Raw genomic sequence first — 22,553 nt, 5'->3', positions numbered from 1 at the left:
AGGCGGATTGGGGTGACGGAGTCGTTCGGGTAAGCCGAGCTTTCGGAAGCTACCCAACAACAATAAAGGCGGTGCCGACCGTAAAAGTCGGCACCGCCCGGTCATTGTCTACTGATCGCAATGTGGCATTGCTATCCAAACACAGTACGGGTGATCAGCCGTTACGCCGACGGCCCAGGCAGCCCATCGCCGCGGCGACGAGCAAGCCCAGTGCCGAGGGTTCGGGCACAACCTGGAAAATGTGAACGTTGCGGCTGCTGAAGTCGACGATCGCCAGCGTCTGGCTGGCGGTATCGAAATCGAAATCGTAGTAGCCCACGCCCAGCGCCGGAGCGCCGTAGGTGAAGCTGAACAGGGCCGAAGCGGCCGCACCGGCCGGATCGATCACCTTAACGACGTCGAAGAATGACTGGCCGCCGAGGGTGGAAGCGCGGTCGTTATAGACAACCAGATCACCGAAGTCGGCTGTCGCCATGAAGTCGATGTTCTGACCCGCGACGAACGGGGCGTTCTCGTTGGTGTCAACGATGACCGACACCGTGCCCGAGTTGCCGCCCGTGCGGGTGGTCTTGAGCACGTCGTTCGCACGACGGGCGTAAAGGTCACCGGTCGATTGGTCGAAGTCGAGGTCACGCCAGAACGAACCCCCGAAGTCGGTGATGATCATGCCGTTGGCAGTGGTGTAAATGTCAGCGCCGGTGGCGGTGTTCTGCAGCGAGCGACGACCGCTGCCGAACGTGGCCCAAGCAACGCCCGAATCGACACTGGCAAAGCCGGGGTCGTGCGCCACACCGCTGCCACCGCGGGCGTTCTTGGCCCAGGTCTGGGTGTTGGTGGCGGCGTTGAAGGCACGAATGCCGTTGGGGTCAGCCGCACCGTCGTCGTAGGCGGCGGCGAGGACGCCGTTCTCCAGGTCGAGACCCGAGAAGCCGCGAGTGTTGGGGGTCGTTAGACCGCCGAAAGCGGAGCTAAAGGTTGCCACGTTCGCGCCGGTGCTGCCGGCGTTGGTGACTTCGATAATCGCGGACTGTGCGCTGGCCGGGCCGTTGACGAAGCCGGCGACATAGAGCTTGCCGGCATCCCATGCGACTGCCGAGGGGTTGTTGCCGATGAAGTCGGGGCTGGCCACATCGGAGCTGGCACCCGAGACGTCAAAACGAGCGATTTCTTGAAAGGTGATGGCGTCGGCACCGGTCACGGCGGCGAGAGCCAGGCCAAGAGCGGCCAACAGGGTTGCCTTGGGGCGGAGCATTAGCGGTTCCTCTTTTGGAGTCATGCAGGGTGAGGGTGAGACAAGCTGCAGAAAAGAGCGGACCTACGACAGGTCGCTTAATTCAAGATTATACGGCTGCTCGGATGGTGTCTAATGTACCTGCGTAATATTTTCCACCGTATGCGACATTCTAGGCCGGGCCAGCCTGTGAACGTTTGCGGTAGGCGAGCGGCGTGATCCTAAATTGTTTGCGGAATGCCGCACCAAGCTGTGTTGAGCCGGCGTAGCCGCTCGCCTCGGCGACGTCATCGATGGACATCTCCGATTCCGCCAAAAGCTGCCGGGCGCGCTCGAGCCGCAAGCGGCGTAATTCCTCCGCGGGCAACCTGCCCAGGTAACGTTTGAACTGCCGTTCGAGTTGTCGCCGGGCCACCGGTACCTCTTGCAGCACGTCAAGCACGGTGATGCCACGAAACGAGTTTTGGTGCATGAAGCGAAGCGCTCGCACCACGAGCGGGTCGTCGATGGCCAAGACATCTGTGGACTGTCGGCTCTGAACGCCATCGGGCTCGACCAGCCGGGATGACGACAAACAGCTGCCTCCCGCCAGGCGATCGGCAAGCAGCGCCGCGGCTTCATAACCGATCCGGCGTCCCGCAACTTCGATGCTCGACAGCGGCGGCGTGCAGATTTCGCACGTCAATTCGTCCGAATCACCGGCCAAGATGCCGACCGTATCGGGCACCGCCAGTCCGGCTTGCACGCACACCTCGGCCAGATCCTTGCCGCGGACCGCGTCAGCCGCGAGGATGGCGACTGGCTGAGGCAGTTGCCCGAGCCACCGAGTGACGCGCCTGCGATGCTCGTCGGGGCTGATCTGGCGACCGATTCGGTAGCCGGGGCGATAGCGAGCGCAGACCAACCCATGCCGATCAACCGCGGCGGCAAAGGCGTCGCCACGCAGGTTGGAGTAGTCGCGGCTGGGGGGCGCATAATAGGCGAAGTTAGTAAAACCCTTACTGCGGAAGTGCTCCAGCGCTTGATCGGCCCAAGCGTTGTAGTCGGTCACCACCGAGTCGATGCCGGTGGTGCTCACAAAGAGATCGCCGACATCGACGATCGGCACATGCAGCGATTGCAGCCTTTCCAGCAGCAGCGGCGTGGAAATGCGAACAATCAATCCGTCGATCCGCCACGATTCTGGAATCGTGCAATCGATGAAACTATGATGCGTTTGAGCGAGCAACTTCCAGGGGCCAAACCTCGCGGCATAGCTGGCGACACCGCGGAGCAGGTTGCGTCCCCAACTCGTATCGGTTTCGACAAGAACGCCAACATTGTGGATTGGCAACGGTCAATTCCTCTGCGATAGAGCTTGATGTGGACGGGGAGTGTGCCACTTTTAATCGCGCGACAGTCTCGTCGGGTAAAGCCGGAAGGCTCGCGGTAAACGCAGCCTAAGTATGATACGAGCGACCCCAGCCAACACGACCAAGCCTACGGCAGCGGCAGGGCAGTATGCAATCGGCATGCTGTCTTCGGTAACCGGAGACGCGGTTCAGGCGGCCGTCATCGAGACCGATGGGCGTGACGCAATCCGCTCGATCGGGGGCGTGCGTTTGCCCAGCCCCAAGGCGTTGCACTGGGGGTTACTCGAGGCGACGCAAAGCGATTTGCCCATGACGGAGGTCTTGCGGCTCGAACTGGAGCTGACCAAGCAGTACGTGTCGGCGTTGGAGAAGTTGCGTGCCCTGCATCCGCACGAAGTGGGCAAGGCGACGGTCATTGGTCTCGACGGTCACACCTTGCGCCGCCTCCCCGAACAGGGCACCTCATTTCAAATCGGCAATCCGTGGCTGCTGGCCGAGTGGACCGGGCTGCCCGTGGTGAGTGACTTTCGTCGTTACGATATGTCGATTGGCGGGCAGGGTGCTCCGCTTGAAGCCTTGTACCATTGGGCACTGATGGCTCTCGAACCACGCCCCGCACTGATGCTCAACCTGGGGCCCGTGACCAGTCTGTCGTGGTTGAGCCGTGATAACAGCATCATTGCTGGCGACGTGGGGCCGGGTTTTGAGTTGCTGGATGAATGGGTGCAGGAAGTGGCGGAGGCCCCTCACGACTACGATGGGCGTGTCTCGCAGGCAGGCGTGGTCGATAAGCAGAGCGTCAAGAACGCGCTGGAAAGCCCCTTCTTCTCAAGACCGCTGCCGCGGACGCCGACACGCTCCGACTTTGAGACGATTGATGTGTCTGGCCTTAGTCCCACGGACGGCGCTGCCACCATTTGCGCGATCATCGCCGAATCGATCGTCTCGGCTGTCGAGCAACTGCCCGAGCCTCCGGCGCGTGCTTGGGTGACGGGGGACGGCAGCCGGCACCCGTTGATTTTGCAGCGCTTAAGCGAAGTCTTTGACGAGGTGTGCAACGTTAGTCAACGTGATCTAAACCCCGAGACACTGCAGGCGGAATGCTTTGGCTGGCTCGCGGTACGCTATCAGCGAGGTCTGCCCGTTACTTCTCCCGAAACCACCGGCTGTCGAGTGGCGGGATGCGCCGGAATGTCCACCTCACGAGGCCCCTGGCTGTGATCGTATTCGCAATGAAACTGACGTGGATATCCGTTCGGATGCGCCTTGCGCTGCTGCTGTGTTGCCTTGGGGTGTCGGTAGCAGGTCTTGCGTTGGCCGCCCCGGCGGAGGTTCGCGGCACGTGGCTGACGACCACCGGGCCCAACCACATCTCCAGCGGTGCGAACACCGCGTCGGTCATGTCCGATTTGCGTGACATCGGCCTCAACACGGTCTATATCGAAACCTGGAAGCAGGGCTACACCAACTTCCCTTCGGCGACGATGCAGGGGCTCATCGGTCGCGATCGCTCTCCGTTTCTCGGCACCACGCGCGACCTTGTGGCCGAGACGATTGTCGAAGCCCACCGCAACGAGATGAACTACATCGGCTGGTTCGAGTACGGATTTGCTTCGGAGTTTGTGGGCACCACCAGCACGATCAACACGTTCAACAACCCGCTGACACGCACGATGGCCACCAATGGCTGGCTGCTACGCGACCAATCGGGCCGGTACGGCAACAGCACCAACGGCTTTGCCTGGATGAACCCGGCGGTGCCGCAGGTGCGGCAACTGCTGATCGATATCACGCTCGAATCGATTGCCGCGTACGACCTGGACGGTGTGCAATTCGATGATCGTTTGGCCTGGCCCCGCGAGTTCGGCTGGGACACGACCACGGCCTCGCTCTACTTCCAAGAGACCGGTCGCGCGCTGCCGAGCAACATCGACGACTCGAACTTCCGCAACTGGCGTCAGGACAAAGTGACACTGTTCGCCGCTGAGCTGAGCGCTGCCGTAAGGGCCGTGCGCCCCGACCTGCACCTGTCGGTGAGTCCCTCGGTGACCAGCTTCTCCGACGTCAACTACAACGCCGAGTGGCCCCTTTGGCAGAACCTGGGGATCTTTGACGAGTACGCCGTCCAGGTCTACCGCGACAACATTGGTTCATTCAACGCCACGATGCCGGCGCAGGTTGCGCAATTTTCCGGTGGCGATCTGGACCAGTTCGTAGTCGGCCTGCGCGGCAACGGAACGGGGGCCAACACGCCTTACGCCGACCTCGAAGACATGATTGAAGGCTCACGCAACGCAGGCGCAGCCGGGCATGCCATCTTCTACAGCAAAGCGGTACGCGACGATTATCGAACGCAACTGACGGCCTTTTACGATGTCGCGGGAGAGGGGCAGGCCGACAATCCTTTTTTCGGTCCGAACCACCGACCGGCACCGACGGTCGCCACCGCGTCCGGCTTCAATCGCTGGTCGGTTGATGTGCCGGCGGACGGCAACTATCGGATCCTGGTCAATAACGGCAGTCGGTGGATCGAGGTCTCGGGCGGCTGGCTCCCGGCCGGACCACGAGAGCTAACGCTGTTCGGCGCGTCCGGGGTCGAGCTGCTCGTCGATCACCGCGAGGCAGATCTCCCCGACTTCAACGGCAATGGCGAGGTCGATGTGGCGGACTACACCTTGTGGCGCGACACACTCTTTTCGAGCACCGACCTGCGTGCCGACGCCAACGGCGACCGCGTTGTGAATCAACTGGATTACGACCTGTGGAACGCCGCCTTCGGCCGATCCACGCTATCTTTAGCAACCACCATCCCCGAGCCGACGGCGTTTGGCCTGCTCGGCTGCTTGCTCGTCGCGGTCGGCGGGACAGCGCGCAACCGTACTGTGGAGCAACGGCACCGATGAATCTGCGAGTCTGCCGTATACGACCGCTGCTGGCGACGTTGTTCTTGCTTAGTGCCGCCTTCGCGGCGGCCGAGGAGCCGACGCCCTGGTGGCTCGCCCAGCCGATCCGCGGCGTGTGGGTCGCGAATGTCGGCAGTGAATCGCTCGATTCGGTCGAAGACGCTCAGCGAACCGTTGCGACCTGCAAGGCGGCGGGGATCAACACGCTCTTTGTGGTCACCTGGAATCGTGGCTACACGCTTTATCCGAGCGAGGTGATGCGGCGGGAGTTTGGCGTGACAATCGACCCGCGGCTTGAGGGGCGTGATCCGCTTGCCGAACTGATTGAAGCGGCCCACGCCGAGGGGCTACGCGTGGTGGCGTGGTTTGAGTTTGGCTTCTCATGCTCGTATCAAAAGCCCGACGGTGGCCCGCTGCTCAAGAAGCATCCGGAGTGGGCCGCGCTGGACCGCCAGGGGCGGCTCGTGAGCCGCAATGGCTTTCAATGGATGAACGCCTTCGACCCCGCGGTACAAGAGTTCCTGCTAGAGATGCTTAAAGAGGCGGTCCAGAATTACGACCTTGATGGCGTGCAGGGAGACGATCGCCTGCCAGCGCTGCCCAACACGGCCGGCTACGACCCGTTGACCGTATCGCTCTACCAAGCCGAGCACGGTGGTGCCGACCCGCCGACGAACGCTTATGATCGCGATTGGACACAGTGGCGTGCCGATCGGCTCAGCCGATTCGTTGAACGATCTTATAGCGAGCTGAAGCAGCTCGACCCTGATTTGTGCGTGTCGTGGGCTCCGAGCGTTTACCCGTGGAGCTTGCAGAACTATCTGCAGGACTGGCCCCGCTGGTTGCGTGAAGGGTGGGGAGACCTCTTCTGTCCGCAGGTCTACCGCAAGACCCCGCAGCGGTACGCCGAGACGCTCAAGCCGATCGCGGCGTCGCAGGTTGCTCCTGCCGATCGTGTGAAGGTGGCACCGGGGGTGCTGATGTCTCTCGCGGACGGGTACCAATTGCCGACCGAAGACCTTGCCGCCATGCTGCGGGCGAACCGCGAAGCCGGTTTCGAGGGCGAGGTTTTCTTCTACTACGACGGCCTCAAGCAGCACGCCGAGCTGTTCCAAGAGCTTTACACGAAGTGAGCAAGTGACTCGGTGATCGCGGTGGAGCGCCGCTGTTCACGGGTCTTGTGCCCGCCCATCTTTGCGGTCGAGCGGTACGTCGCGGAAGCGGTGGTGACACTGGTCGCATCGCGCCCCGATCGCTCGTAATTGCTGGTCAAGATTCGCTGTGCGCGCCGCGTCTGCAGGAGTGGAAGATCGCAAAGCCTGTTCCAGTGCCAACGCGTCTGCTTCGTTCGCACGGAGCAGCTCTACAAACGCCGCTTGATTAGCGGCGGAGGGGCCCCGACAGGGTAGGGCGGCGGTGACCAGTTCGGCCCGAATTAGTTCGCTGTACTGCTCGTGCAGCAGCAAGGCCTCGTGCGCCGGACTGAGATCCGGATGATCGGCGGGGGAGCGCCAGCCTGCCGCCGCGAACATCTCTAGGTGGCGGTAGCGTTGCTCGATCTGCACCATGGCTTCAACCATCAGCGGCGGCTCGACGCTCGCCGAGAATTCGACGGTCATGTCGTCGAGCACACGGTCTGCGACCTGCTCGGCTTGTTGAACCGATTCATAGAGCCCCGCGTAGTGCGGGCTCGTGCCGGCGAATTCGAGCAGATCGATGCCCTGCTCGACGGGCAGCAGCCCGAGGGCGATGCAGGCCACGCCCGCCGCCGCGGGGCTGCGATGCTTGCCGTGATGACAATGCAAGTAGATCGGGCCAGGAAGATCACGGACCGCCTTGGCCAATTCGCGTGTCCGCGCAACGGGAATACCGTCGTACCCGTGCGGCAGATGCACGTAGCGGAGTCCGTGACGCTCGGCAGCGGCAACATCGGGCCGCATGCCATCGACGCTGATTACCGTCCGCACGCCCAGCACGGCGAGCTCAGCGAAAGCGGCGTCACCCTCGGGCAGCCCGCCCGAGAACACCCGATCGTTGAGGCGTATCGCGTTAGGCAAGTGCTTGGACACAAGCCGCCCGAAGCGCTGCGTATGGTCTTTGCCCGCGGTTTCCCCCGGATCGGCCGAGCCGACTGAGCCGGCCGAGCCAACTGAGCCGACAGCGAGCATGACGGCCAAAAGTACCGCCAGAACACCCTCGCAGGATCGTGTGTTCACGGAGGCTTGACCTTGCCGGACGATGACAGGGGGGGTGCCGGACGCTGGCGGGGGGGGCTGGCCCGGTGCCGGCCCCCTCAACCATCAGCATACCGACAAAATCCTGTTAGCGCACCGGAAGAAGTCAGGCTGCCGATTTCATGGCACCGCCGCCGACGGTCGTGCCGTCGCCGTTGCGATTGAGCAGCCACAGCAGCACCGGGTTCGCCACGAAGACCGTGCTGTACGTTCCCGCGATCACACCGACGACCAGCGCGAAGGCAAAGTCGTGAATGCCTGCCCCGCCGTAGAAGTAGAGGATCACCACCACGATCAATGTCGTTAGCGAGGTCAGCAACGTACGTGCCAGCGTTTGGTTGACACTTTTGTTGACCATCTCGGCCGTTAGACGCGGGCTCTTGCCGCGGACCTCGCGGATGCGGTCAAAGATGACAATCGTGTCGTTCAAGGAGTAACCGATGATCGTGATGAACGCCGCGATCATCGGCAGGCTCAACTGGAAGGCGTCGATCTGCAAGGCCTTGGCCAGCGCCGGCACGCTGGAGACGATGTACGAGCTCAGCGCGATGGCACCAAGGGTCACCAGCACGTCGTGCACCAGCGCGACCACGGCCGCCAAGCCGAACGAGACGTTCTGGAAGCGGAACCAGAGATAGCCGATGATGCACAGCAGGCTCACGACGATCGCGTTGATCGCCTTAACCTGCATGTCACCGGCAACGCGGCCGCCGATCTTGTTGGCGAGCGGGAAGACCGGTTCGGCGGTGAGCTGATCGCGAAGCGCCTCGCCCACTGCCAGCGTCTTGGCTTCGTCCAGTCCCAGCCGCAGCGTCCAGTCGCGGAACCGCTGGCTGCTGCCCGGCGTGTAGTTGTCGTTGACGAGCTGCGGCAGTTCCCCCGCGGCACCTTGCTGCGTCAGGATCTGCTGCACGCGCTCGATTACCGTGTCGTGCGATACACCGTCGGTTTCGCCAAAGGCGGCATCCTTGTTGAACTCCAGGGGAATCTCGTGGCCCGAGAATCCTCCGGTCTCGGTGAAGGATTTCACCGACCCTAGCTTGACCGAATAGGTCTGCAGCTTGTCGCCGAAGGTCTCGGCGATCAAATCTTCAGCCGCATCGACGTCATCCAGACTGCTGCTGATCGTGTAGCGCGTGCTGGGGGCGTCAGCGTCCGACTCGCCCAGTTCGACCACAAGCAGATTCTTGTCAGCCAGTTCGGTCGTTTCGAGGGTTTTGCGAATCTCGGCGATCGGTGCCGAGGCGTCCTTTTTGAGCACCATGGTGACGCTCGACCCCCCGGTGAAGTCGATATTGAGAAGATTCTCACCCCGACCAAAGACACCCGCCAGCCCGAGGCCGATCAGGGCGAGACTCGCCGCTGCGGCGAGGTAACGCTTGCCGAGGAAGTCGATGTTGGTGTTGCTGACCGCACTGGCGAACGCCAAGCCCCGCAACCAACCCTTGCGCTCGGCGACATCGAAGATCACGCGACTGCAGAAGATCGCGGTGAACATACTCATCAGGATGCCCAAGATGAGCGTCACGCCGAAGCCTTTAATGGGGCCCGTGCCGACGGCGTACAGCAGCAGACCGGCGATGAGCGTCGTGACGTTCGAGTCGATAATGGTGGTGGTGGCTCGGTCGAAGCCGTTGCGGATCGCCATGCGGAGGCTGGCGCCCTTCTTTAATTCCTCGCGGATCCGCTCAAAGATCAGCACGTTGGCGTCAACGCTCATGCCAACCGTTAGCACGATGCCCGCCAGACCGGGCAGGGTGAACGCCGCCTGGAGCTGGACCATCGCCGCCAGCAGCAAGAGCAGTGTGCCGGCGAGCGCTAAGCAGGCCACAAAGCCCGCAAACCGGTAGTAGAGCAGCATAAAGGCGAGCACCGCGACGAGTGACGAGCCGATGGCCCACTTGCCCTTCTCGATCGTCGTCGCTCCAAGTGTCGGGCTGATCGTTTCTTCGCTGATCGGCGTCTTGTTCAGGGCCGCGGGCAGGCTACCCGCGTTCAAGATGCTGATCGTGTAAGCGACCTCATCTTCGGTCATCGAGGCACCGGAGATCGTTCCGCGACTCGTGATCCGGTCGTTAAGCCGCGGCGCGGAGATCAATCGCTTATCGAGCAAGATTCCCAAGTGGCGGAACGCGCCGGTGGCTTCGTTCGGCAGGTTGTCGCCGGTGAGCTTGCCGAAACGGCGTGCGCCGCTGTTGTTGAAAGTGAAATCGACGGTCGGACGGCCGACGTCGTCACGGCCCATCGCCGCCAGGGTCAGATACTCGCCGGTCACGTCGTAACGGTCGCGGAGCATGAGGGCCTCGCGGCGGTTGCCCGCCTGACGGCGGACGATCCGCGGATCGTCATCGGGGAATTCTTCCTCGACGTACTCAACCCACTCCGCGCGGGGTGTGCCGTTCTCAACGAGCAGCTTCTCGCTGGGGCTGAGGGCGAGTGATTTCTCGATGATCCGCTCGTCTTCGCTGCGCCGGGGGTCGGCGGGGATGCGGAACTCGAGTTGGCCCAGGTCGGTGATACGCCGCTTGATGTAGTCAAGATCGTCACCGCTCGCCTTGGGGATGATGATCTCGATCGCACCGCCGTAGTTGCGGATCGAAACTTCTTTGGCACCGGTTGGGTCAACACGTTGCTGCAAAGCGTCGATCAGGCGATCGATATCCACGCGGGGACGCGCTTCGGCGTCGTTGTCGGTGGTGGCTTCTTCCTCGGAATCCGCATCGGCGGCTTCGTCGTCAGCCTGCTTTTGGGCCTCGTCAGCGGCCGCCGCGATGGCGGCCCCCTCGGCGTCGCCAGCGAGCTCGTAAACCAATGTGATTCCGCCCGACAGGTCGGGGCCGCCCTTGAATTCACCTGTGGCCACAATGATCGAAGAGAACGCTACCGCGGCCAGGATCAAGCTGATCTTCCAGGCGTAGTCGGGCATCCGCAGCGACTTGCTCATCGAGCGGCCGATCAAGATCGGCAGCACTAGGGCACCAAGCCACGCGGCAACCATGCCCCAATTGGTGGGGGGGGCGACCGGTGCGTCAGCTTCGGCTGCCGCTTCGGTGGCTTTAGTCGGGGCATCGTCAGCAGCGGGCGTAGCCGCGTCGGTCGACGATGTCGTGGCGGGGGCCTGCTGGTCAGCAGGTTTCTCGGCCTCCGGTTCGTCGGGCGACGCTACCGCTGTCTCCGCGGTTTGCGTAGCCGTTGCTTCGGCCGTGTCGGCCTGAGCCAGCAGCTGCGTGGGAGCAACTGCGCCCAGAAGCGCGGCAACCAAGAACAGTCGCACCAGCGCGGTGCGTGCAGAATCGAACGAGGTTTGCGTAATCGCCATGAGAAACGAGCCGTATTTCAGTTCGCCGCGCCGAGGGGAAATCTTGTGAACGATCGGGCGACGACAGGAGCGTTGTGAAAGGGGTTAAGGATCTGAGCGTCTGGCACTGAGTCGGCCTAAGGAGCGTGCTGGTGGGCACCCCCATCAGCCCGCTGGAGCGGTCAAGAGCTTGGTCGAGTTACCAGGTGTGGTTAAGCGGTCTTCTCCGGGGGGTCATCGCCAACCACGCTGTCGATGGCCCAGAGGCTGACGCGTAGCTTGGCACCGGTGGTGTCGTCGATGCGAATCGTGAGTCGGCCGGCATCGCGCTGGACGTTGGTCACTACCCCGTGGATGCCCCCCGAGGTGACGACGTGGTCATTCTCTTTCAGGCCGGCGATCATCTGTTCGAAGCGCCGTTGTTTGGCCCGCTGCGGGACGACAAACACAAAGTACGCCATCGTTGCGATGAGCACGAACGGGGCGAACTGCAACCAAGGGTTGGCGGCACCTGGAGCGGCGGCACCCCCTTCGGCGAGGAGCGGGATGACAGTGAGCAGCGAGGAAATCAGCACGGCGACGGTTCTTGAGCGGGCGGCGGCGTCTCGGCGGACACGGAGGGTTCGGCCTTCTGCCGCAGTTTTCTGCCGCATCCGGGCGAGCCGAATCGAGAATCATACGGGGAGTGCCGCAAGCGCGAAAGGGGAAACGCCTTGCGCCGCTGAGGGTTACGCCGCGAATCCCCATTCCGCCAGACGCCGCTGCTTGAAGCTCGCGTAGTGGCCCGCCTCGATCGCTGCCCGGGCGGCCTCCATCAGCCGCTGATAGTGGGTCAGGTTATGGACCGAGACCAGCATCGGGCCCAGCATCTCCCCCGCCCGAAAGAGGTGTCGCAGGTAGCCGCGGCTGTGGCGACGGCAGGCTAGGCAGGGGCACCCTTCGTCCAGCGGACGCTCGTCAAGCGTGTGGCAGGCGTTGCGAAGGCGGATTGTCCCCGTGTCGGTAAACGCGAGGGCGTTGCGTCCGTTGCGTGTCGGCATCACACAGTCGAACATATCCACGCCGCGTTCAATCCCCTCCAGCAGGTCGCGGGGGGTACCGACCCCCATCAGGTAGCGGGGCCTGTCGGCTGGCAGGTGGGGCGTCGTGAAACCGATCGCCCGGTACATGTCGGCAGGGGGCTCGCCGACGCTCAGCCCGCCGATTGCGTAACCCGCAAACCCGATCTCGGTCAAACCGGCCGCCGACTCGGCCCGCAATTCGGCGTCGAGACCGCCTTGGACGATGCCAAACAGCGATTGGTCGTCGGTTCGCTTCGCGGCATCCACACAGCGGCGGGCCCACCGCAGGCTGCGAAGCATTGCCGAACGTACGGCTTCGGGTGGGGCGGGCAGCTCGACGACCTCGTCAAACACCATCGCGATGTCGGCCCCGAGCGCTTCCTGAATCGCGATCGATCGTTCGGGGGTCAGATCAATCAGCGAGCCATCAATGTGTGATTGAAAGCGGGCCCCTTGCTCCGTGACTTTGCGTTTGTGAGCCAAACTAAAGACTTGGAAGCCGCCCGAGTCGGTCAGCATGGGGCCTTCCCAGCCGGAAAAACGGTGCAGGCCGCCGAGCGAACGGACCGCCTCTTCGCCCGGTCGCAGCGCTAGGTGATAGGTGTTGCCCAGCACGATCTGTGCGCCGGTGTCGGCCAGGCGCTCGATATCGACCCCTTTGACCGTGCCGAGGGTGCCGACCGGCATAAACGTGGGCAGCTCGACTGTCCCGTGCGGGGTGTGCAGTCGACCGCGGCGGGCTCCCGACGGATCGACGCTCAACAATTCGTAGCGAACGGCGGGCGAGGCCATTAGGTTTTAGGCCCCCAAAGAGATTGCCGGCCCGGCACGATCTGGCAGCCGCGGGCATCACCAAAGGTAGTCGCCGAGCAAAAGATTGTTGGCCTGCAAGCCCGCCCAAATGAGTGGCAAGCCCGCATTTCAAGCCGGTCTTTCGCACGCCGACCGATGGTTAAGCTCACGCCTCGCCGCGGAGCTTAAGGCCATGTGCCGTGAGCTTTTCACGCACCTCGTTGAGGCTGGTCACGCCGAAGTTCTTGCACTCGAGCAGGTCGTCGGGGGTGCGACGCAGGAGTTCGCCGACGGTCGTAAGTCCTAGGCGGACCATGCACTTGCGTGCCCGTACGGAGAGGCTCAGATCCGAAATCGGGCGATCCATCAGGGCGCGTTCGTCGGCCGACATGCTGTCCGGCGAGTAGAGCGGTTCTTCTTCGCGCTTCTGATGGGCGAACTGGCCGAGCTCCAAGCCCTTGGAGTGGAGCATCTCGCGGATCTCGATTAGCGAGGTCTCGCCAAAGTTCTTGCTCTGCAGCAGCTCTTGCTCGGTGGTCTCGGTCAGGTCCCCGAGGGTCATGATGCCCATCTTTTGCAGGCAATTTCTGCTCCGAACGCTCAGCTCGTAGTCGGTCACGGGGACCGAGAGCACCTGCGACAGGCGATCCTGCTGACGGCGGGCCTCTTCGTCGTAGAACATGTCGCGGCTGCCGTCCGCATCGCGGAAGAACAGCCGGGCACGCGGATGGGCGGGGTAGGCGTCAAGGATCCGCTGGTAGCAGCCCTTGGCACGCTCGTACTGCTCCAGGTCCTCGTAAAGAATGCCGAGGTTCAGCAGCGTGCCGACGTGGGTTGGGAATTGCTGAGCTGCCCGCTCGTACAGCTCGCGGGCGTAATCGTCGTTGCCCGAGCGATCGTTCTGCAGCGCCAAGCCGAACAGGGCACCGGCGTGCGAGGCACGCGAGGCGACGGCCCGTTCCAGAAGCGCCACGACTTCTTCCGGGTTGCCGGACAAGGCCTGAACGGTCATCGAACGCTGGTAGAGGTACTCGGCGGTCTGCTCGACGGCCCCGCTCAGATCGTCCAGCAGCTTGAGAGCGGCTGTCGCGTCGCCCGCGTAGCGCTTTGCTTCGGCCTTAGCGAGGGCGATGATGTCTTTGTCGTAGCCCGCCTTGCCGGCCGACTCGTAGGCGGTGAACGCCTCTTCGTAGCGGTCCAGGGCGAGGTAGGCTTTGCCCAGATAAAAGTGCGTCAGGGCTCCGCCGTCGGCCTTGGTCAGCACCTCGATGGCGTCGCGATAGCGGCCGAGCAGATACTGGCACACCCCCAGCTTGGCAGAGGTGGCCGGCGAGCGGCCGGGCTGGCTCTCAAGTTCCTGCACGGCGTCGCGCAGGTCGCCATAGCGGGCGTAATTGGCGGCGATCGCTGCGGTGATCTCGTCAATCTCCCGCGGACCAAAGGCGGCGGTTGAAACGATTGACTGACGGATATCGAGGTCGAGACCGATAGACATGGGAGTTAAAACGCTCGGGTTGTGGGCGCTCGGGCGTCCGAACGGCGGAACGGTCGGTGGCAAAGCAGCAAACAGCGGGACTTCAGCCGGCTGATTAAGCCAGACGACCCGATATGCAGCCGCATTGTCGTGAAAGGTTGGGTAGCGGCCGGATTTGTAGCGATCGGGCGTGAAATCTGTAGCGGCCGGGTCGTAAAGCCAGCGGCGGGAGTCGAACCCGCAACCCCCGCATTACGAATGCGGTGCTCTGCCAATTGAAGCTACGCTGGCGGTCGTAAGCCCCTAAGAATAGTGCCCTAGAGGGGTTAAGGGCAAGGCCCACTAGCACCCTAGTTCGCCTTGTAAACGGGGCAGTTGGCAGGCCGATTCGGGCTCCCGCGGCTGCTGATGGGGTTGAGGCCCTCACCCGCTGCCGTCTGGAGCCTTGAGGCGAGACTGCTGCCCAGGGGCAGCGATGAGAGCTGCCCCTTTGATCCTTATGCGAGACCTCGACGCTTGGTTCCGCAGAATCTCGCCGGCCAGCGCCTTGCAAGATCGAGAGACATCACCCACATTCGGTCTTACGGGTCGTTCGATAACACCATTTTCTGAACGCGACTCAGGTCGGCATCGCTCACGATCGCGATAGGCCGGCCTCCGACGACTCGCACTGCAACGCTGACCGCGTGTGTCTTCACGTTGTCGTTCCCACCGAGCGCCCCGCGTCGCGCTGGGCTGTTCTGATCCTGCCTGTTAGCCGTTCGCGTTCACTTTTTGTCCCGTCGAGGACGGTTAGCCGATGGGCCACGCTGCCCCTCGCCCGAGCTAACCGCGCCTGAACACTGGAAACCCCCGCCGCAGATGACACAAGCTCTAACCGAGTATCGCCGACTCCAACACAACGGCGAGCCGCACTACGGTCAACATCTGATCGCGACTGCCTTATCGTGCAACGAAGGCATCCTCTCGATCGAACGGCTGTACGATTTCTTGCAACGCTTGGCGGATGACATCGATATGGTCCGTTACGGACCCCCGATCGTCGCGAGGTTCGGTGAGGGGCATGAAGTTGGTATCTCGGGCGTGCAACTCATCCAGACCAGCTCGATAACGATCCACACGAACGACGCCCACCGCGACATGTACCTGGATGTTTTCAGCTGTAAATCGTTCGCTGAGGAAACCGTTCGAAGCGTGGTTGAGGAGTTCCTTTCGCCAACTTCCTTGAGCTGCGAGGTCTTCTTTCGCAAATGAGAATCTATCCGGATCATCTGCCGATGGTGGCCGATGAGCCGTCGGCCGAAGCGTTCAAAGTAATCGATGTGGACGATCAACGGGGGCAGGGGATTCTTGTGCTGCGGGCGTTTCAGCGGGGGGAGATTCTCTTCCGAATGAACGGCCAGCTCACCAAGCAGATGACCCTGCACTCGCTACAGGTTGGTCCCGAACTGCATTTGGACGATCCTTGGTTTGCGGGAAAAACGCTCCATAGTTGCGATCCTAATTCAGAACTCGAGGTCGAGACCCTGCTGTTCACCGCGGTCCGAGATATCCTTCCGGGGGAACTGCTGACGATGGATTACGATCACACCGAAGATGTCCTGTTTCGGGCGTTCGAGTGCCACTGTGGCGGCCCGAGCTGTCGCGGCTATGTGGGGGGCCGCAAGGTTTCTGTTCCGGCAGCAAGTAACAAGTAAGTAGCCCGAGGCCCCTCGTCAGCAGAGCGGTTCGTGGGCTGGCGGGCTGCCTCGCTCGTGAAATTTGGTCCGGTAACTCGGTCTCGTTGGTTAGCTCTTACAAGGGCGGGCCAGTGGGAGAGGGGTGTCGTGCGCAGCTGCGTAAGCCGTTTTGCCGCTTGGCTTTGGATCGCACGCCAGCGATACTGCGGGCTCTGCTGCCGATGGCTTGCGCCAGGGAACAACCCAACGGGACCAAGAAGCGATGCTGCTGACCGCTGCTGAGAACAAGACCGAACAGCTAGAGCACCTACTGAAGGAGCGGATCCTGCTCCTGGACGGGGCTACCGGCACACAGATCCAAGCCCTGGGAATCGGTGAGGCCGAGGTCCGCGGCGAGCGGTTTGCCGAGCACCACAAAGACCTCAAGAACTTTGGCGATCTGCTCTGTATCACCAAGCCCGACGCGATCCTCGAGATCCATCGGCGCTATCTGAAGGCTGGTTCGGACATCATCGAGACCAACACCTTCGGGGCGAGCCCGGTGGGGATGCTCGACTTTGAGTTCGAGGCAGCCGGTCACGATCCGCTCGCGCTGTGCAACGAGATCAACACGGCCGCGATTCGGTTGGCCAAGCAGGCGTGCGCTGAGTTCACGGAGCAAAACCCGGACAAGCCACGCTTCTGTGCAGGATCGATCGGCCCGACGTCCAAGCAGATGGCGATCTCGACCAGCGTCGAGGATCCCAGCCATCGCGACGTGACGTTCGACACCATGGTCGATTCTTACTACCAGCAGACCAAGGCGATGGTTGAGGCGGGCGTCGATATCTTGTTGGCGGAAACCGTCATCGACACGCTCAACCTTAAGGCCTGCTTGGTGGCGTTCAAGCGGTACTTTGACCACTCCGGAACGCGCGTGCCGGTGATGGTTTCTGGCACGTTCGACAAAGGGGGTGGCACGTTCGTCTCCGGGCAGAGTGTCGAAGCCTTCTGGAACGCGATCGCCCACTTCCCGATGCTGTCGGTCGGCATGAACTGCGCGCTCGGACCAGACGTGATGCGACCGCATCTGGAAGAGATGCAGCGTGTCGCGAGCGTGCCGATAAGCTGTCACCCCAACGCGGGCCTGCCCAACGAGATGGGGCAATTTGACCTAGGGCCGGGGGCCATGGCCAACATGGTTGGCGAGTATGCCGACAACGGCTGGGTGAACATCGTCGGCGGCTGCTGCGGGACGAGCCCCGATCACATCGCCGCGATGGCCGAACGGCTGCAGAACAGCAAGCCGCATCAGCGCACCACCGTTCCCAGCCGTTTGCGGCTCAGCGGTACGCAGCCGATGGAGCTGCGTCCCGATGCCAACTTTTTGATGATCGGCGAGCGGACCAACGTCACGGGCAGCCGAAAGTTTGCGCGTCTAATCAAGGAGGAGAACTACGAAGAGGCGATCGAGGTCGCGCGCGAGCAGGTGCAGAACGGTGCCAACGTGATCGACGTCAATATGGACGAGGGGCTGCTCGACTCCGAGGCGGTCATGACCAAGTTCCTCCGGCTGATCGCCGGCGAGGGCGACATCGCCGCGGTGCCGGTCATGATCGACAGCAGCAAGTGGTCGGTCCTCGAGGCAGGGCTGCGCGCGGTACAGGGCAAGTCCATCGTCAACTCGATCAGCCTGAAAGACGGCCAAGAAGAGTTCCTCCGCCGGGCGCGGCTGTGCCGCGACTTTGGTGCCGCGGCGGTAGTGATGGCGTTCGACGAACAGGGGCAAGCCGCCACGGAAGACGACAAGGTACGGATCTGTCAGCGGGCGTACGAACTGCTCGTCAAGCCGGAAGCTGAAGGCGGAGCGGGTTTCCCGGCTGAAGACATTATCTTTGACCCCAATATCTTGACCGTCGCTACGGGCATCGAGGAACACAACAACTACGCGCTCGATTTCATCAACGCCACGTCGCGAATCAAGCGCGAGTGCCCCGGCGTGAAGATCTCGGGCGGCGTCTCGAACATCAGCTTCAGCTTCCGGGGCAACGACGTGGTACGCGAGGCCATGCACTCGGCGTTTCTGTACCACGCGATCAAGGCGGGCCTCGATATGGGGATCGTCAACGCCGGCCAGTTGGCGGTGTACGACGAGATCGAGCCACGCCTCAAGGAACTTGTGGAAGATGTTCTGCTCAATCGGCGCGACGACGCGACCGAGCGACTCGTCGAATTTGCGGAGACGGTTCGCGGACAAGAGGGGGCCCAGGCTGTGGTGGACGATGCCTGGCGTGCAGGCCCGGTCGAGGAACGTCTCCGGCACGCGCTCATCAAGGGCATCGTCAAGCACATCGAAGAAGATGCTGAGGAGGCCCGTCAGAAGTACCCGCGCTGCCTGAACGTGATTGAGGGGCCGCTGATGGACGGCATGAGCACCGTCGGCGATCTCTTCGGTGCCGGCAAGATGTTCTTGCCGCAGGTCGTCAAATCCGCGCGCGTCATGAAAAAGGCGGTCGCTTACCTGACCCCCTACATGGAAGCCGAGAAAGAAGAGGCGGGCACGGCCGGGAAAGCACGCGGCAAGATCCTCATGGCAACCGTCAAGGGAGACGTCCACGACATCGGCAAGAACATCGTTGGCGTGGTGCTCGGGTGCAACAACTTTGAAGTGATTGACACCGGCGTCATGTGCTCTGCCGAAACGATTCTCGAAACCGCCGAGAAAGAGGGGGTCGATGTCATCGGCCTGTCGGGGCTGATCACGCCGAGTCTCGACGAGATGGTGCATGTCGCCCGCGAGATGCAGCGTCGTGGGATGACCACGCCGCTGCTCATCGGCGGGGCTACCACCAGTGCCAAGCACACCGCCGTCAAGATCGCTCCCCACTACGAAGCGACGAGCGCCGGCGGAGGCGTCACGCACGTGCTCGACGCGTCGCGGTCGGTCGGCGTGGTCGAGAAGCTGATCAATCCCGAATCGCGCGAGACCTTCCAGGCCGAAAATCGGCGGCTGCAGGCCGACCTTGTGAAGAGCTATCACCAGCGTCAGCAGGTGACACTCGCTCCGTTCGAGGAAGCCAAGCTCCGCCGTTTTCCAACCGACTGGTCGACGGTCGATATTCCTCAGCCGGAGTTTACCGGCGTGCGCGTGCTGGAAGATTTTCCGCTCGCGACACTGCGGGACTATATCGACTGGAGTCCGTTCTTTCTTACCTGGGAGCTGCGCGGCAAGTACCCTCGCATCTTTGAGGATGAGGTGGTCGGCGAAGAGGCCAAACGCCTCTTTGACGATGCCCAGGCGATGCTCGACAAGCTGATCGAGGAGAAACTCCTAACCGCCAAGGGGGTTTACGGTTTCTTCCCCGCCGCGACGGACGGTGAAGACATTGTTGTCTACACGGACGAAAGCCGGTCGGCGGAACGCTGCCGACTGCACTGCCTGCGGCAGCAATGGCAGCGCAAAGACCAGCGAGAGTATCGCTCCCTGGCCGACTACATCGCGCCGATCGACGCTCGCTTGGCCGACCATGTCGGCGGGTTTGCGGTCACGACGGGCATCGGCTGCGATGAGCTTTCCGCTCGGTACGACGCCGATCACGACGACTACAACTCGATCCTCGTGAAAGCCCTGGCAGACCGCTTCGCCGAAGCCTTTGCCGAGTGCCTGCACGAGCGGGTCCGCAAGGAGTGGCGCTACGGCTTGGATGAAGCTTATACGAGCGAAGATCTCATCAAGGAACGCTATCGGGGCATCCGCCCGGCTCCCGGGTACCCGGCTCAACCGGATCACACGGAGAAGCGCACCCTGTTCGATCTGCTAGGTGTAGAGAAAGCGATCAACATCCGGCTCACCGAAAGCTACGCGATGCATCCGGCGGCGAGCGTGAGCGGGCTGTACTTCGCCCATCCCGAGGCGCGTTACTTTGCCGTTGATCGGCTCAGCCGCGAACAGGTGGAAGACTACGCCCGTCGTAAGGGAATGCCGCTGGCGGAGGTCGAGCGCTGGTTGTCGCCCAACCTGGGCTATGAACCTGCCCGCGCGTAGCTAGCGTCCGCGGAAATTGATCACGCGCTGAGTTGCACGAGCCCCCGCGATTCTGTCACGCTAATCAAGGCTTGGCTGCATCCGCGTAGGTGGCATGAGCGAAGCCTCTCGCGATCGGGGTTGAATTCTTTGTTCTGGGAGACCGAAGCGATGCGCTGGACACGAAAGGCTTGGTTGGTGGTTACGGGGGCGATCGCCACCCTCGGCGGCATTGCCTACGCCGCGGTCGCGTCGGTAGAGCGAATGACGGCACCCCCCTATGTGGCTGAGTTGCTTGCCGACCTGCCCGCGGCGGCTGAGCGGCTCGCCCCACACAGCCCCGCCCGTGAGGCGATCGAGTCGGGCGAGCTCGAATCGGCCCACGAGATGCTGTCGTTTCGGCCGCGGGCCGAGGCACCCATTCCCGAAGGCTTCCCCGCCTATACGCCGGTCGGCGTGATCGAGCTGAAAACCTACCCGTCCTACCGAAAAGCGGTTGGTGCGAGCTTCTGGCCGCTGTTTAGCCATATCCAAACGCAGGGCATCCCCATGACGGCCCCGGTCGAGATGAATCGGGCCGACAGCGTCAAGGGCGATGGCCAGATGGCGTTCCTGTACCAGAACACTAAGGTGGGTTCGCCCGGAGCGATCGACCGTGTGGAAGTCACGGATACGGCCGCGACAATCGTCGCCTCGCTGGGCATGCGGGGTCGCATGAACGAAGCGACCGCCGCTGACGCCGCCAAGCGACTGGAAGACTGGCTCGCCACGCAGAGCGAGTATCGTCGGCAGGGGACGGGGGAAGCCTCGTTCAGGGTCTTCGGTTACAACAGCCCAATGGTCCCTGATCGCGAGAAGTACTGGGAGGTCCAGCTTCTGCTGGAACCCGCCAAGTAAAGTGGCCGCCCCGCACACAGTGCGGAGGAAATTACCGCCCGCGTCTTTTTTCTTTTCAATCGATTGGAGCTGACACCATGTCGGTCGCCCGCGTTACCGAGATTATCGCCTCGAGCAAGAAGAGCTTTGAAGACGCTATCGAGAAAGGCGTGAGCCGTTCGTGCAAGACGCTTGAGAACGTTAAGAGTGCCTGGGTCAAGGACCAGAAGGTTGAGGTCTCGGAAGGCAAGATCACCGCTTATCGGGTGACCCTGATGGTAACGTTCGTGCTGAAGGACTGAATCCTTCAGCGCGGCAATTCGCATGCGTAGGCAGGGTTGCTCCAAACGCTAGGGATCGGAGCAGGCTAGTTCTACTTATTTCTCAACGAGTTGCCCCACCAACTCGGACCAACCCGGATACCGCTAGCGGCATTGATCCGCGGGGCTTGCCTATTCGGCAGCCGCTGCGGTTTCGGCGGGCACAAACCGTAGTGCTGCCGAGTTCATGCAGTAGCGCTTGCCGGTTGGCTGAGGTCCGTCGTCGAAGACGTGCCCCAGGTGAGCATCGCACCGGGCGCAGCGGGTCTCGATGCGTACCATCAGCCAGCCGCGATCCTCGTGCTCGGCAACTGCCCCGGAGGCGATCGGCTGAAAGAAACTGGGCCACCCGGTTCCCGATTTGTACTTGCTATCAGAGGAATACAGCGGCAGGTCGCAGCAGACGCAGTGATAGTCGCCCGGCTCAGTGTTATCCCAATAGGCATTCTTGAACGGGCGTTCCGTGCCGGACTGACGCGTCACGTAGTACTGGTCGGGTGTCAGGCGCGACTTCCAATCGATCGCCGTCCAATCGGTCGTCGCCGTGACCGATTCTTGGGCGACCGCCACCAAGGTCAGTCCCGTTACCGCGACCAGTCCGGCCGCCGCCAAGCCAAAGACGAAGTACTTTTGCATAGCCTCACCTCTCGTTGTTTAACGACTCCCGATTGTTTTGGTTTGCTTGCCTTCTCAGTCGCAGCCGGCCGAAGCGAGTTTCACTTTAGCGCGTCAGCAAAAGCCTGCCGGAATTTTTCCATCTTGGGCGCGATCACCGCTCGGCAGTAGCCCTGATACGGATTCTTGGCGAAGTAGTCCTGGTGATACGCTTCGGCCTCGAAGAACGCGGGCAGCGGGCTGATCTCCGTAACAATCGGTCCGCTGTAGGCACCTGATGCGTCGAGCTTTTCCTTGATTGCCTCGGCCGTGCGGCGCTGCTCTTCGTCGTGGTAGAAGATGACCGAGCGATACTGGGTGCCGCTGTCGACGCCTTGTCGGTTGAGTGTGGTGGGGTCGTGGGTCTTGAAGAAGATCTCGAGCAACTTGGCGAAGCTGACCTGCGCGGGATCGTAGGCGATCTGGACGACCTCAGCGTGCCCCGTTGATCCCGTACAGACCGCCTCGTAGGTGGGGTTGGGTCGGGGGCCGCCGGCGTAGCCGCTGACGACCGACACGACCCCGGTCGTTGCTTCAAAGACCGCTTCGGTGCACCAGAAGCAGCCGCCCCCCACCGTGGCGTGAGCAAGGTGGCTTGCGACAGGGGCGGGAGCCGGGTCGGAGGCCCCCTCTGGGGCGGCGTTAGCAGGTGTCGTCATACCGATCAGGGCTCCTG

17 protein-coding genes and 1 tRNA gene are annotated in these 22,553 nt (G+C 62.4%); 8 read left to right on the top strand and 10 right to left on the bottom strand.

Translation table 11 applies throughout. The features are described 5' to 3' along the window. Positions 1-154: 154 nt before the first annotated feature. Positions 155-1,252 carry a PEP-CTERM sorting domain-containing protein gene (locus tag Pla111_RS00255; protein ID WP_197524627.1) on the bottom strand — a complete coding sequence of 366 codons (1,098 nt, stop codon included), beginning with the start codon at positions 1,250-1,252 and terminating at the stop codon, positions 155-157. Between the two features lie 151 nt (positions 1,253-1,403). Continuing rightward, on the bottom strand, positions 1,404-2,564 hold the full coding sequence (locus Pla111_RS00250) for an AraC family transcriptional regulator (RefSeq protein WP_146570268.1): 1,161 nt from the start codon (positions 2,562-2,564) through the stop codon (positions 1,404-1,406). Positions 2,565-2,676: 112 nt separating this feature from the next. Here Pla111_RS00250 and Pla111_RS00245 point away from each other — a divergent pair, with 112 nt between their 5' ends. The 3 genes from Pla111_RS00245 to Pla111_RS00235 are packed head-to-tail and all read left to right on the top strand — an operon-like array spanning position 2,677 to position 6,619. Then, entirely contained in the window at positions 2,677-3,804 is a 1,128-nt protein-coding gene (locus Pla111_RS00245) for an anhydro-N-acetylmuramic acid kinase (RefSeq protein WP_146570265.1), read from the top strand. Between the two features lie 38 nt (positions 3,805-3,842). Continuing rightward, complete coding sequence (locus Pla111_RS00240; protein WP_197524625.1) at positions 3,843-5,486, top strand: family 10 glycosylhydrolase; 1,644 nt, start codon at positions 3,843-3,845, stop codon at positions 5,484-5,486. Further along, positions 5,483-6,619, top strand: coding sequence for a glycoside hydrolase family 10 protein (locus Pla111_RS00235; RefSeq protein ID WP_146570261.1), 1,137 nt, complete (start codon positions 5,483-5,485; stop codon positions 6,617-6,619). Before Pla111_RS00240 ends, Pla111_RS00235 begins: the two co-directional genes overlap by 4 nt. Before the next feature lie 36 nt (positions 6,620-6,655). Here Pla111_RS00235 and Pla111_RS00230 read toward each other — a convergent pair whose 3' ends face one another. The 6 genes from Pla111_RS00230 to Pla111_RS00205 form a co-directional block, all read right to left on the bottom strand. Further along, positions 6,656-7,702 carry a tyrosine-protein phosphatase gene (locus tag Pla111_RS00230; RefSeq protein ID WP_146570259.1) on the bottom strand — a complete coding sequence of 349 codons (1,047 nt, stop codon included), beginning with the start codon at positions 7,700-7,702 and terminating at the stop codon, positions 6,656-6,658. 124 nt (positions 7,703-7,826) lie between these two features. Further along, complete coding sequence (secD, locus tag Pla111_RS00225; protein WP_146570257.1) at positions 7,827-11,039, bottom strand: protein translocase subunit SecD; 3,213 nt, start codon at positions 11,037-11,039, stop codon at positions 7,827-7,829. 191 nt (positions 11,040-11,230) lie between these two features. Next, positions 11,231-11,671, bottom strand: coding sequence for a preprotein translocase subunit YajC (yajC, locus tag Pla111_RS00220; protein ID WP_146570255.1), 441 nt, complete (start codon positions 11,669-11,671; stop codon positions 11,231-11,233). 75 nt (positions 11,672-11,746) lie between these two features. Then, on the bottom strand, positions 11,747-12,871 hold the full coding sequence (tgt, locus tag Pla111_RS00215; RefSeq protein WP_146570254.1) for a tRNA guanosine(34) transglycosylase Tgt: 1,125 nt from the start codon (positions 12,869-12,871) through the stop codon (positions 11,747-11,749). 166 nt (positions 12,872-13,037) lie between these two features. Beyond that, entirely contained in the window at positions 13,038-14,366 is a 1,329-nt protein-coding gene (locus tag Pla111_RS00210) for a DNA-directed RNA polymerase subunit alpha C-terminal domain-containing protein (protein ID WP_146570252.1), read from the bottom strand. A 196-nt stretch (positions 14,367-14,562) separates the two neighbouring features. Next, positions 14,563-14,636 (bottom strand) — tRNA-Thr (locus Pla111_RS00205). 570 nt (positions 14,637-15,206) lie between these two features. Here Pla111_RS00205 and Pla111_RS00200 point away from each other — a divergent pair. From Pla111_RS00200 to Pla111_RS00180, 5 genes are all read left to right on the top strand, one after another. Then, positions 15,207-15,599, top strand: coding sequence for an S-adenosylmethionine decarboxylase (locus Pla111_RS00200; protein ID WP_146570250.1), 393 nt, complete (start codon positions 15,207-15,209; stop codon positions 15,597-15,599). Beyond that, entirely contained in the window at positions 15,596-16,042 is a 447-nt protein-coding gene (locus Pla111_RS00195) for an SET domain-containing protein-lysine N-methyltransferase (protein ID WP_146570248.1), read from the top strand. Before Pla111_RS00200 ends, Pla111_RS00195 begins: the two co-directional genes overlap by 4 nt. A 250-nt stretch (positions 16,043-16,292) precedes the next feature. Continuing rightward, the gene (gene metH / locus Pla111_RS00190; protein WP_449240183.1) at positions 16,293-20,048 is read left to right on the top strand and encodes a methionine synthase; all 3,756 of its coding nucleotides are present in this window, start codon (positions 16,293-16,295) and stop codon (positions 20,046-20,048) included. 150 nt (positions 20,049-20,198) lie between these two features. Beyond that, the gene (locus tag Pla111_RS00185) at positions 20,199-20,924 is read left to right on the top strand and encodes a heme-binding protein (RefSeq protein WP_146570244.1); all 726 of its coding nucleotides are present in this window, start codon (positions 20,199-20,201) and stop codon (positions 20,922-20,924) included. A gap of 77 nt (positions 20,925-21,001) precedes the next feature. Then, positions 21,002-21,205 carry a dodecin family protein gene (locus tag Pla111_RS00180; RefSeq protein WP_146570242.1) on the top strand — a complete coding sequence of 68 codons (204 nt, stop codon included), beginning with the start codon at positions 21,002-21,004 and terminating at the stop codon, positions 21,203-21,205. Positions 21,206-21,355: 150 nt separating this feature from the next. Here the strand turns inward: Pla111_RS00180 and msrB are convergent, their stop codons facing one another. Together msrB and msrA are read right to left on the bottom strand one after the other, a co-directional pair. Continuing rightward, complete coding sequence (gene msrB / locus Pla111_RS00175; protein ID WP_146570240.1) at positions 21,356-21,859, bottom strand: peptide-methionine (R)-S-oxide reductase MsrB; 504 nt, start codon at positions 21,857-21,859, stop codon at positions 21,356-21,358. 80 nt (positions 21,860-21,939) lie between these two features. Further along, positions 21,940-22,536 carry a peptide-methionine (S)-S-oxide reductase MsrA gene (gene msrA, locus Pla111_RS00170; protein ID WP_146570238.1) on the bottom strand — a complete coding sequence of 199 codons (597 nt, stop codon included), beginning with the start codon at positions 22,534-22,536 and terminating at the stop codon, positions 21,940-21,942. Between the last annotated feature and the right edge of the window lie 17 nt (positions 22,537-22,553).

It is taken from the genome of Botrimarina hoheduenensis, assembly GCF_007859815.1.
Taxonomy (GTDB): domain Bacteria; phylum Planctomycetota; class Planctomycetia; order Pirellulales; family Lacipirellulaceae; genus Botrimarina; species Botrimarina hoheduenensis.
The sequence above is the reverse complement of the archived record's forward strand: the minus strand, read 5'-3'. Positions and strand labels throughout refer to the sequence as shown.